The sequence below is a fragment of the Anaerobiospirillum thomasii genome, assembly GCF_900445255.1.
Taxonomy (GTDB): Bacteria; Pseudomonadota; Gammaproteobacteria; order Enterobacterales; family Succinivibrionaceae; genus Anaerobiospirillum_A; species Anaerobiospirillum_A thomasii.
The window spans coordinates 1,092,153-1,104,830 of record NZ_UAPU01000005.1 but is presented as its reverse complement, the minus strand read 5'-3'; the positions used below and the strand labels follow the sequence as shown (position 1 = coordinate 1,104,830).

General features: G+C 34.5%; 8 protein-coding genes. All 8 read left to right on the top strand.

Annotated elements, in window-relative coordinates; translation table 11 throughout:
- The first annotated feature begins 40 nt into the window (after positions 1-40).
- The 8 genes from DRZ93_RS04885 to DRZ93_RS04850 all read left to right on the top strand — a co-directional run bounded on the left by DRZ93_RS04885 (position 41) and on the right by DRZ93_RS04850 (position 12,521).
- Positions 41-628 carry a restriction endonuclease subunit S domain-containing protein gene (locus DRZ93_RS04885; RefSeq protein WP_113745035.1) on the top strand — a complete coding sequence of 196 codons (588 nt, stop codon included), beginning with the start codon at positions 41-43 and terminating at the stop codon, positions 626-628.
- Position 629: 1 nt separating this feature from the next.
- Entirely contained in the window at positions 630-2,096 is a 1,467-nt protein-coding gene (locus DRZ93_RS04880; protein WP_172458055.1) for an N-6 DNA methylase, read from the top strand.
- A gap of 297 nt (positions 2,097-2,393) precedes the next feature.
- Entirely contained in the window at positions 2,394-5,825 is a 3,432-nt protein-coding gene (hsdR, locus tag DRZ93_RS04875) for a type I restriction-modification system endonuclease (RefSeq protein ID WP_113745988.1), read from the top strand.
- Between the two features lie 26 nt (positions 5,826-5,851).
- Positions 5,852-7,261, top strand: coding sequence for a class I SAM-dependent DNA methyltransferase (locus tag DRZ93_RS04870; RefSeq protein WP_113745987.1), 1,410 nt, complete (start codon positions 5,852-5,854; stop codon positions 7,259-7,261).
- On the top strand, positions 7,254-8,732 hold the full coding sequence (locus DRZ93_RS04865) for a restriction endonuclease subunit S (RefSeq protein ID WP_113745986.1): 1,479 nt from the start codon (positions 7,254-7,256) through the stop codon (positions 8,730-8,732). Before DRZ93_RS04870 ends, DRZ93_RS04865 begins: the two co-directional genes overlap by 8 nt.
- A 36-nt stretch (positions 8,733-8,768) precedes the next feature.
- The gene (locus DRZ93_RS04860; RefSeq protein WP_172458053.1) at positions 8,769-10,226 is read left to right on the top strand and encodes an ATP-binding protein; all 1,458 of its coding nucleotides are present in this window, start codon (positions 8,769-8,771) and stop codon (positions 10,224-10,226) included.
- A gap of 50 nt (positions 10,227-10,276) precedes the next feature.
- A complete protein-coding gene (locus tag DRZ93_RS04855; protein WP_113745984.1) occupies positions 10,277-10,810 on the top strand; it encodes a hypothetical protein in 534 nt (177 codons plus the stop codon).
- Positions 10,811-10,838: 28 nt separating this feature from the next.
- Complete coding sequence (locus DRZ93_RS04850) at positions 10,839-12,521, top strand: RNA-binding domain-containing protein (protein ID WP_113745983.1); 1,683 nt, start codon at positions 10,839-10,841, stop codon at positions 12,519-12,521.
- The last annotated feature ends 157 nt before the right edge of the window (positions 12,522-12,678 follow it).

Below are 12,678 nucleotides of genomic sequence, written 5' to 3'. Positions count from 1 at the left end.
TTATAATTGTTATTTATTGCACATGACAAAGGAGTCAAATATGAAATTAGGCGATATGGCAAGTGTCAGCTGTGGGCTTGTATTAGCAAGAAAACAAGCAAAAAAAACATCAGAGTATCGTTACAAGCTACTTAATCTACGCTGCATTAGAGAAGATGGAGAAATTGATCTAAATGGTGCTGATAACTATGAAGCTATAGAACAATTGAAGGATGAACATCTAACTAAAGTAGGAGATATTGTAGTTAGACTTACTGCTCCGTACACAGCAGTATTAATTGATGAAACAACTGCGGGGATGGTTATATCATCAAACTTCGTAGTAATTAGAATTAGGGATAATCAATTGCTCCCTGAATATTTATATTGGCTGCTTAATACATCACAGATCAAAAGAGATATTTACAAGAACTCTACAGGCAATATGCTAAGTGCAGTAAATGCAAAATACTTTATGGGCTTAGATATAGCGGCAGTGTCAAGGGAGAAGCAGCAAAATATTGCCGACTTGTTTTTACTGGGTAAAAAAGAAGTAAAACTTTTAAAAGACTTAGTTGAACAAAAAGAAAAATTTTATACTTTCATATTAAATAATGAATATACAAAATTTGTAAATGGAGATAAATAAAATGACTAGCAAGAACGATATTATAAAGGCAGTAAATGATTCTGTAAGATATATAAGAGAGATAGAACATTATAATATAAAAGCTTATATTTACTCCTTGCTGTTATTAAAAAAGATAAGCGATAGAAATAAAGAAATTGAACCATTAGTAAATGGTGAATTAATTTGTTCAAACAAAGAATCTTCGTTTGATTTTATATATTCACATAAAGATGATGAAGATTTGGCTTCGATAATGAACTCTGCATTTAAGAATCTAGAGAAGAAAAATTCTGACAGACTTAAAGGTGTATTTGATATTATTGATTTTACTAATTTTGCAGTTACTGTAAATGGTAAAGATAAAAATCATACGTTAAAGAAGATAGTAGATAGCTTTAATAATCTAGATCTAAGACCTAGCTGCTTAGACTCTGCAAATGTTATAACAGATGCCTTAGAAATTATAAGTGATTATATCGCAATGCTGTCAAGGAGAGATACAATTTATTTTGAAACTCCAAATCAAATTGCAAAGTTGGTTTCTTCAATTGTTAAACCTCAAGAAAATGAGGAAGTCTATGATCCAACATGCGGAACTGGAGGTATGTTAATTAATGCTTATAAAGAGGCAGTTGGAGGAAATGTTAGCATTTATGGTCAGGAAATAAATAAATCTAGTTGGTCTGTATGCATTCTTAATATGCTCTTGCACGACATAGATACGTCACATATATGGCTTGGTGATTCAATTCAGGATCCAATGAATATAGAAAATGGCAGGCTTATGAAGTTTGATGTTGTTATTGCCAATCCTTCATTTACAAATGTGACAGGGGCAAATGCACATGATACAAAATTAAAGAGCATGGAACTAAAGGCAGTTATAAATAACGATAAATATAACCGCTTCCCATTTAAAATATTCGATCCTAAAGGAGATTTTACATTTTTACAGCATATGCTCTCCTGCTTAGATGAAAAAACAGGCAGAATGGCAGCTTTACTACCTGCAGGTGTGTTATCACGCGGAGCTGTGGTTCAAAATCTACGTAAAGCTATTGTAGATATGAATTTGCTTGATACAGTGATTGTTCTGCCTTCAGGCATTCTGCATTATACAATAACGCAAATGTGCATCATGGTCTTTAAAAAGAACCGTATCAGCAGAGATGTTCTTTTTATAGATGCATCTGGAAGTGATAGTTATGATAGAAATAAAAATAACTATGTACTAAAAAATGATACAGTAAAGCGTATTGTAAAAGTATATCAAACATGGCAGAATGAGGATAAATTTAGCCATATTGCTTCATTTGATGAGATCAAGAATAACAATTATAATCTTAATATCCCTCTATATGTAGATACATTTGAAGAGGATCTGATAGATATTAATAGTATTAAGATAAATATTAGTAATATTACAAAAGAGTTGCAAGACGTACAGGCTAAGATTGATAATTATATTAAAGATATTAGTATGTAGTTATAGTAGCAGCTAATTGTATTAACAATAAAATTTAAAGTGGTGATGTAATGCTTATAATGTCACCACTTTATAAAAACACTTTTGTTTATTGTTAAGAATAAAAATGAGAACTCACATGACAGTAAACAGAGGTAAGGTAGGATTTTTTATCATTTTACTTGTTATGCATTATTGTTATAAAAATTAAAAATAATTTTTATATGGTAATTCTTTATAAGAATAGTTACAGTAAATGTATATCTATCAATAAAGCATATTGTAAAAGAATATGCTTTGATAATGGAGTAATGCAAAATGTTTAATAGTAACTTTTCATTTTTGCAATCTAAATACCCATCATTAGCTATTTTAGGCTCTCAAGCAGAGAGTTATGTAGACTCTGATGCCAATGCTTCCCTTATTAAGAGTGGAATGCTTTGTGAAAATATTGTTAAGTTGTTGTGTGCTTATCATCGCATTAAGCCAAGAGGCGATAGGCAGGATACTTTTGCTTCACGTATTAAAATACTACAAAGAGAAGGTGTATTACAAAAAGATCAGTGTCTGGTTTTACATAGTATACGTAATGCCAGAAATAAGGCAGCACATGAGGACCTTGCATCTCAAGAATCTGCCAACATTGTTTTAATGCTCATTCACCGTGTGGCATCATGGTTTATGCTCTCTTATGGCGGTGTACAGTCTATACCAGAGTTTATTAAACCATCTTCATTGGTCTCTCAAAGCCACAATATAAATACTTATACCTGCAGTACTAATGATAAGGTAAATTTGCAATATGAACAGACATCAAATTGTATTACAAGAAAAAGTAAGTCTAATGATGTAGCAAAAACAAAGGGAAGCACTAATAGTAAAGAAAATATAGATAAGTCTGTAAAGAATGAAGATGAGCTTTTTGCTAAAGAGCTAAAGAAAGCAGCTCATGAAGACCTTGGCTCTTTATCCGATCTCAAAAAAAGATCTCAGGGCATTTATAATATGCAGGAGCTTAGCGAGATTGAAACCAGATTAATCATTGATGAGCAGTTAAGAGCTGTAGGCTTTGAGGCTGATAGTAATACTTTACGTTACAGTAAGGGTGTAAGACCAAAGAGTGGTTGTAATATGGCTATAGCAGAATGGCCGACCAAATCTACAGATAACCATGGAAGAACATGTAGTGCTGATTACGCGCTTTTTATTGGTACCAAGCTTTTTGCATTCATTGAGGCCAAGAGCGCCAAAAAGGATGTCAGCGCTGTTTTAGATGCTCAAGGTCGTGAATATTCATCTCATGTCAGGGATGAGGATAAAGAGTATATTATAGACACGTATGGCGAGTATCAGGTCCCTTTTGTGTTCGCAACAAATGGCCGTTTTTACGTAGAGCAATACAAGCAGAAGTCTGGTGTATGGTTTCAGGATCTAAGAAGAACCAACAGTGCTCCTTGTGCTCTCCACGGTTTTTTAAGTCCACAGGGACTTGAGGAATTGCTGGAGCAAAAAGTTGAAAAGACTTTTGCAAGGTTAAAGGAAGAACCTTACTCCATTCTGGAAAGTAAATCAGGTCTGAATCTGCGCAAGTATCAGATCGATGCTATAAAAGCTGCTGAAAGTGCAATTGTAAATGGTCAAAAGCGTGTACTTTTAGCTATGGCAACAGGTACAGGTAAGACAAGAACAATTCTTGGATTTATCTATCGTATGTTAAAAACAAAATCCTTTAAGCGTATTTTGTATATTGTTGATAGGACATCTCTTGGAGATCAGACCATAGATGTGTTTAAAGATGTTGAGCTTGAGGACTACTTAACTTTAGATAATATTTATTCTATAAAAGCACTGCAAGATATAAAAATAGAAAAATCTACTAAAGTACAAATTGCTACAGTACAAAGTTTAGTTAAAAGAATCATTTATGCCAGAAATTCAGATGATACTGAATATTCCATGCCTGGTGTAAATGACTATGATCTTGTTGTTGTTGATGAGGCGCATCGTGGTTATATTCTAGATAAGGAAATGACATCAGATGAGGCTTTATTTACAGATCAAAGAGATTTTATAAGTAAATATAGAACAGTTATTGACTATTTTGATGCAGTTAAAGTAGCTCTTACAGCAACACCTGCACTGCATACGGTACAAATTTTTGGAGAGCCTGTATACTCCTATAGCTACAGACAGGCTGTCATAGACGGATATCTTGTAGATTATAATCCTCCAGTCTTATTAAAGACCGAGTTTAATCAGCATGGTATTAAATATAAAGCGGGCGAGTCTATAGAGTTTTATGATAACGACACAGGTACTGTAACTACAAAAGTTCTTGAAGATGAGCTTAATTTTAAAGTAGATGATTTTAATAGAAAAGTTATAGTTGAGAGCTTTAATCGAAGTTTCTTAGCAGAAATTGCAGATGAAATAGATCCTACTTTCTGCGATGAATATGGTAAAACCTTAATCTACGCTGTAAACGATGCCCATGCAGATATGATTGTATCTATCCTCAAGGAAATTTATGCCCCAAGAGGTGTTTCTGACATGGTTATAAAACTTACGGGGAAGACGGCAGACGGAAATCAAAAAAGAATTCAAGAATTAATTCGTAAATTTAAAAATGAAAGGTCTCCTGGAATTGTTGTTACGGTGGATCTTTTAACTACAGGCATTGACGTTCCATCTATTACCAAACTTGTATTTGTGCGTCGCGTTAAGTCACGAATTCTTTATGAGCAAATGCTTGGACGCGCTACACGTAAGTGTCAAAATATAAATAAGGATCATTTTGATATATATGATGCTGTTAATGTAACTTCATCCTTTGATGCGTATACAGAGATGAAGCCTGTCGCAGCAAAACAAAAACAGACTTTTGAGGAACTGGTTTTAGCTATATTAAATAGTAGCAATCATAATGAAATTGAATTTAATGTGGACAGATTGCTTGCCAAAATGCATAGAAAGAATCAGTCAATGGATGACAAGGCACAGGATACATTTAAAAAACTAAATAATGATGTAGATTTAACAGATTTTATTGAAAGTTTGAGCGAGAAACGAAAAGACCTTGAAACTGTATACGATTTTATAAAGGAACATAAAGATCTTATTATAAAACTTGACAGTCTTAAGTCTAAGACAGAAAGCCTTATAGCTATTTCTGAAAAACAGGATTTATTTATATCAAAAAGCATCAGTTATGGTGGCTCAGATATAAGACCAGAGGACTATATTGAAGGATTACGTCGTTATCTGCAAGAAAATAAAGACAAACTTGATATTATTCAAAGCATATGCACAAGACCTTCTGATTTAAAATCATCAGATCTGAAAAAGCTTTTAGCAGAGCTTGAGAGTGACAACTATACAATGATGCATATAAACAAAGCTCTGTCTGATATTCATAGAAACGATGCAGACATAAGCTGCGATATTATTACAATTATACGCGGTCTGCTTCTTGATGAACCTCTTGTTTCACATAAGGATAAAGTAGAACGAGCTTTTGCAGAGCTTTATAAGAGACATGAGTTTACAAAAAGCCAAAAGGCATGGTTAGAACGCTTTAAGCAGTATCTTTTAAATGATCATACTGCTGTTTTATCTGTTGCAACGATGGATGAGGATAGCAGATTTAAATCACTAGGTGGCTTTACTCTTATAGATCGCACGTTCGAGCAAGAGCTTAACATATATATAAATGAAATTAATGATTTATTGCTGACGGTCAATGAGCAATAGAACAGTATAAAAAGGATTTTTACTAGATGAAAACTAAAGAAATTGTACAGAAATTATGGGAATTGTGTAATGTGCTACGTGATGATGGTATTACATATCAGGATTATGTAACAGAGCTGACATATATTCTCTTTTTAAAAATGGCTAAGGAGACACAAGCTGAAAAAAATTTTACTGAAGGTTACAGATGGGATGATTTAGTAGGAAAAAGTGGTATTGAGCTTATTAACTTCTACAAAGAGCTTTTAAGTGAGTTAGGTAATGATAACTCAAATGTTAGTGACATTTACAAAGGTGCTAAAACAAATATAGATGAGCCTAAAAATCTTGAGAAGATAATAAAGAGTATCGATAGTCTTGACTGGTATTCAGCAAAATCAGAGGGGCTTGGAGATCTTTATGAAGGGCTTTTAGAGAAAAATGCTAATGAGAAAAAATCTGGTGCCGGCCAGTACTTTACGCCAAGAGCTCTTATCAATGTCATAACATCTCTTGTTAAACCTCAGGTAGGTGAAAGGTGCAATGACCCTGCCTGTGGCACATTTGGCTTTATGATCGCAGCTTTTCAATATGTAAAGAGTATCTCAGATGATTTTTTTGATCTTGATGAAGATACATCTAAATTTGAGTTTAATGAAGCTTTTAGCGGATGTGAGCTTGTAGCTGATACGCATAGGCTTGCGCTTATGAATGCAAGACTTCATGACATAAATGGTCCAATTTTAAGAGGAGATACACTATCTCCTTTTGGACAGAAAATATGCGGCTTTGACGTTGTTCTTACAAATCCACCTTTTGGAACTAAAAAGGGAGGAGAAAGGGCATCACGTGATGATTTTACCTATCCGACATCAAATAAGCAGTTAAATTTTTTACAACATATATATAGAAGTCTAAAGCCAAACGGTAAGGCAAGAGCAGCTGTTGTACTTCCAGATAATGTTCTTTTTGCAGAAGGTGATGGTACCAACATACGACGTGACTTAATGGATAAATGTAATCTGCATACTATTTTAAGGCTGCCTGCGGGTATTTTTTATGCTAAGGGAGTGCAGACAAACGTTTTATTTTTTACAAGAGGCAAAGAAGATAAGGGTAATACCAAAGAGGTTTGGTATTACGATATGCGTTCCAATATGAAAAAGTATGGAACAAAAACACCAATTGTAGAAGATGACTTTAAAGATTTTATAAAAGCCTTTGAAGCAGATGATAGACATAAAGTTGATGATCCAAGGTTTTCAGTTTTTACACGCCAAGAAATTGCAGATATGGGCGATAGGCTGGATCTTGGTCTTATTGAAAAAGAAAAAGAAGAGATTGAACTATCAGCCCTTATACAAGAGTCAGATAAAATTATTTGTGAGTTAAAGGAGACTCTTGTATCACTTGAGGAAATAGCAGCTGAACTGAAGAGGCTAGATAACAATGACTAGCATTGAAAAACTTCAAAAATTAAAAACAGATCTTATTGAACTTGCAGTGCGTGGTAGGCTTGTAGAACATAGACAAGAAGAAGGCAGTGCTCAAGAGCTTTATGAAAAAATACAGCAGGATAAGAACAAACTAATTGCAGAAGGAAAGTTAAAGAAAGAAAAGCCTTTACCAGAGATCTCTGAGGGGGATATTCCTTTTGAGATACCTAAAAGTTGGAAATTTTTAAAAATAGGTGATATATGTGAAATAAATAAAAGAAATAAGCTAAATGATAATTTAGAAGTTTCATTTATTCCGATGGAACACGTAACTGGTGGTATTTGCAATAAATTTAAATCAGAAACTAAGCATTGGAGATTTGTTAAAAAAAATTATACTCATTTTAGAGATGGTCAGATAATTATAGCTAAAATTACTCCATGCTTTCAGAATAGAAAATCAGTTATATTAAAGGGGCTTAAGAATGGTTTCGCGGCTGGCAGTTCAGAGTTTCATACTCTTCTGCCAATTAATAATAACATTGTAGATAAATATATACTATATTTTATAAAGTCAGAATATTTTATTAATAATGGTTGTTATGCTTTTAATGGTACAGCAGGCCAGCAAAGAGTTTCTGCGGAATTTATAAATAATTTTATAATACCTATACCTCCGTATGATGAACAAAAACGCATAGTAGAAAGTCTTGAAGCAAAATTTAAGGTTATAGATAAGGCTATAGCTCTTCTAGAGAGAAAAGCCGATCTTGATAAGAAGATAAAAGAGAAGATTCTACAATTAGCAATACAAGGAAAACTTGTTGAGCAAAAACCTAAGGAAGGTACAGCTCAAGAGCTTTATGAAAAAATACAGCGGGAAAGACAAATACTAATTTCAGAAGGAAAATTAAAGAAAGAAAAGCTTTTGCCTGAGATATCAGAGGATGAGATTCATTTTGAGATACCAAAAAGTTGGAAGTGGTTAAGAATCAGAGACTTAGTTGTTCAAGCTAAGCAGTCAAAACCAATTTCGAACTTTAAGTATATCGATGTATCTGCTATAGATAATGATAAAAAGATAGTAGGTACTCTTTTAGAGTACTCTGCCAAGGATGCTCCATCTAGGGCTAGAAAGATGGTTGAACCTGGGATGATTTTATTTTCTACTGTTAGGCCATACTTAGTAAATACTATTATATATAATGATAATGTCAATAAAACGCCTGTTTACGCTAGTACAGCCTTTGCTACATTTTCTTGTAGCAGAATAATTTATAATAGGTTTTTATGGTACATATTACAAAGTACATATTTTATTGAATATACGATTTCTTGCCAAAAAGGAATATCATATCCAGCGATAAATGAAAGTAGCTTTTATAGCTGCTTTGTTCCTGTGCCTCCGTTAGAAGAACAAAGAAGAATAGTAGCAAGGATTGAACAATTATTTAATATAATAGACAGTCAGATAGTTAAACAAGATATTTGATTTTTCAATTTTGCCACTTAATCAATGGATGTTACCGTGGATAAACTTCCTGAACTGGTTAAAAGATTAAGAAATCTACCCACTGAAACTCAGTGGGTAGATTATGAATCTGATAATCCTGATCTGTATATTATAGGTAAAGATATAAGTGCCTTAGCTAATAGTGCCACTATTAAAGACAAAGAGCATTCATATATCATTTTAGGTGATATTAATAAAATTAACTGTTTAATTAGTATTTATAACGGAAAACAAGACATCAATATAGCCAATAATCAACTAGAAAGTTCATTACGTAAGTTATTATCTAAAAATGCTATTTTTGACATTACAATAGTTACATTTGAAGAGAAGTTGACTTCAGTTATTATAATATCAAAAGCTCAAGACAGACCTGTATTATTTGAGGATGTTGCTTATATACGAGTTGCTTATAATACGCACAGGCTAAATGATTATCCACATTTGCAATCTTGTTTCTGGGATAAAGTTTGCTGCTCTAGCTATGAAGAAAGCCCTGCCTTTATGGACTTAACTGCTGAAAATGCAGTAAGACATCTTGACTATAATATATATTTTGAAAGTTCAAATACAAAAATTCCATCAACCCTTAAAGATGTAGCCTCATTCATGGAAAAAGATGGTGTCATAAAGCGGCAGGAAAATTCACTTTTCTCTATAACCAATCTTGGCGCTATTGCTTTTGCCAAAAACCTGTATGAATTTTCAAATGTATCACGTAAAACATTGCGTATAGTGCAGTATGAGGGAAATAACAGACTTAATATGCTCAAAGACTATATAAGGGTAAAAGGTTATGCGGTTGATTTTAAAGACTGTTTGCAACTTATAATGGCACTATTGCCATACCGTCAAAAAGTAATAAATGGAATAAAAACTCTTGAGAATGCCTACCCTGAGACAATTGTAGAAGAGCTTCTGTCAAATGCTTTGATTCATCAGGATTTGTCAGTAACTGGTACAGGTCCTACTGTTGAGATCTTTAACAATAGAATTGAAATTATCAATCCCGGCACACCTTTAATAGATGTAAATAGAATCATAGATTCTAAGTTCAAATCTCGCAACAGGAAATTAGCACGTTTATTAAGTCGCCTCTACAAAGGTGAAGATACTGTGACAGGGTGGGAAAAGGTAGTGTCAGAATGTGAAGCTCATAATCTTACAGCTCCTGTAATTGAGATCTATGGAGATTCTCATACAAAAGTTACCGTTTTTTCATATAGAGACTTTAATGAACTAACTCTTCAGGAGAAACTATGGTCTTGCTATATGCATTGCTGTATAAGAAGTGCACGCAAAGAGTTTTTAACACCTAGATCTTTAAGAGATAGGTTTGGACTTAAAAGTTCAGGGCAAAGCTCAGTTTCAAGACTGATAAGTGTAGCCATAGAGAAAAAGCTTATAAAGCCAGTTGATAAGACCGCAGCGCCTGCAGATATGAAATATGTGCCATATTGGGTATTTTTTTAATTTTAGCAGTGTGCCCTTAGCTTAACTGTAAGGTTGGAGAATAAAGATCAATGCCAGATACTAACTTATCAGTTCTGTTTGAAAGAAAAATTCAAGGAGCTTTTATATCTTTATTCAGAGATATTTCTGATCTATATGCACCAAGGTGGCATTTAGGTGCTGTTAAGAACAATGCACAACATTATGTAATTTGCTCAATGAATCTTTACATGAAGAATAAAAGGAGTTTTTATATCTCGCCTACATACTTTAAAGGTGAGAGACTGTTTTGCGTATCAATATCGGAACTTGGAGCTACAGATACAGTGAGCCCTGCCAATATAGTGATCTTGGATTTTCACGACGCTCTGTGTATAGTCAAAAGCCTCCTTTTGTATTTTTACTTATTTTTCTCTGATGCTTACATAAAACCTGTGAACTATGGTTGTGTAATGCAGCGACTTGATCAATTTTATTTTAGCTTAGCGTCTGCAATAAAGTCTGTTCAGAACCTTAGTGGAGCAGCATATTTATTGGTAGGGCAATATAAATCTGGTACTGACTTTTCTTGTGGCGCTGAAAATGCTGTCCCAATTTGTAAATAACTGATTATAGAGTTAGAAGATAAAGTTTATGGACAATAATATAGAAATATTTTGCCGCCTCTGGGATCATGCTGAAAATGAAGTGGTGGAATTTAAAAAGGCCGAAACCAACTTTGATATAGATGAGCTGGGCAAATACTTCTCTGCAATTAGCAATGAGGCAAACTTACGCGAACATGAGTTTGGCTGGATTGTTTTTGGTGTCTGGGACAAGAAACATCAGATAATTGGTACAAGTTTTAAAGATGGGGAGTTAGCTCTTAATAAACTAAAGCAGGATATGTCGCAGCACACAACTGATGGACTTATTTTTAGAGAAATAATACCAGTTGTTGTAGAAGGAAAGCGGGTGCTGCTTTTTAAAGTACCGGCATCTCCTCGAAATATTGTCATGAAGTGGAAAGGAATTGCCTATGGGCGCGATGGTGAAAGTTTAAAGCCACTAAATCAAGCGAAGATGGATGAAATCCGACAGCAAACCCCTATCCCTGACTGGACTGCTCAGTTGGTTCCTAATGCCACAATAGATGATCTTGATGAGCTGGCAGTTGCTACGGCCCGTATCATGTTTAAAAAGGTACATGAGTCAAAGATTCCGGCACAGGAAATTGATGGATGGACTGTGGAGGAGTTTCTATCACATAGTGAGGTTATGCGTGATGGGCAACTTACCAGGGCAGCCATTTTGCTTCTTGGTAAACCGTTGTCACTGCAAAAGATCCATCCTGCTGTAGCGCAGATTTCCTGGACCTGGGAGGATAAAGACTCTAACGTCATTGACTATGAGCATTTTACCATTCCATTTATACTTACAGTAGATAAGGTTTTATCTAAGATTCGCAATAAAACCATGCGTGAGCTTCCTGGCGGAACTCTTTTCCCTGACACCATGAAGCAGTACGACGATTATACAATACGCGAAGCTCTACACAATTGTATTGCCCATCAGGATTATACGCTAAGAGAGCGCATTACATTTGTAGAGTGTGAGGATCACTTATATTATGGCAATGGAGGTAGTTTTATACCTGGAACTATAGAGAAAGCTCTTGAGCATAAAGGACCACAACGCCACTATCGCAATGAATGTCTTTGTTCAGGCATGGTCAATTTTAATATGATCGACACCGTAGGACGAGGTATTAAAAAGATCTTTTCTGAGCAACGCAAACGTTTCTTTCCTATGCCAGATTATGATATAGACAACGAGAGCCGATCTGTTGGGGTAACTATATATGGCAAGATGATTGATGAAAAATACAGCTCTCTTTTAAAATCAAAAACAGATCTGTCTTTGATAGAATGTGTATGGCTGGATGCTATTCAAAAACATCGTCCTGTCACCAAGGACGCTATTAGGCATCTAAGGAAAAAAGGCTTAATAGAGGGGCGTTCTCCAAATTATATCATTGCTCTATCTGTTGCTAAACTGACCCATCAAATAGGACACTATACGAAGGAAAAAGGTTTAGAGGAGAAACTGCTTGAGCAGATTATTCTTCAACTGGCAAGAGATGCAGGTGATAGTGGTTTTAAGTTAAGCGATGTTTATGTTGCGTTGCATAACAATTTGCCTGCTTCTATGATGGTTGAGTCAAAGAAAAGATTCTTGGGACGATTACTGAGCAAAATGAATAAAGCAGGTCTACTTGCAGTTGAGAGTAGGACCTGGAGGATCACTGAAGCTGGATTTTCTGCAATTCAATTATAATTTAAAACAACTTTTAGCAAAGCGCATGCGGATGGGCAATCGCGCGCATGATCGGTTATAAATCGGCTATAATTCGGTTATAAATTAAAACAACTTTTAGCAAAGCGCATACGGATGGGCAATAGCGCACATGATCGGTTATAAATCGGCTATAATT

Coding starts and splice junctions, on each gene's coding strand:
- DRZ93_RS04885 (WP_113745035.1), top strand. CDS start 41: ATGAAATTAGGCGATATGGCAAGTGTCAGCTGTGGGCTTGTATTAGCA.
- DRZ93_RS04880 (WP_172458055.1), top strand. CDS start 630: ATGACTAGCAAGAACGATATTATAAAGGCAGTAAATGATTCTGTAAGA.
- hsdR (WP_113745988.1), top strand. CDS start 2,394: ATGTTTAATAGTAACTTTTCATTTTTGCAATCTAAATACCCATCATTA.
- DRZ93_RS04870 (WP_113745987.1), top strand. CDS start 5,852: ATGAAAACTAAAGAAATTGTACAGAAATTATGGGAATTGTGTAATGTG.
- DRZ93_RS04865 (WP_113745986.1), top strand. CDS start 7,254: ATGACTAGCATTGAAAAACTTCAAAAATTAAAAACAGATCTTATTGAA.
- DRZ93_RS04855 (WP_113745984.1), top strand. CDS start 10,277: ATGCCAGATACTAACTTATCAGTTCTGTTTGAAAGAAAAATTCAAGGA.
- DRZ93_RS04850 (WP_113745983.1), top strand. CDS start 10,839: ATGGACAATAATATAGAAATATTTTGCCGCCTCTGGGATCATGCTGAA.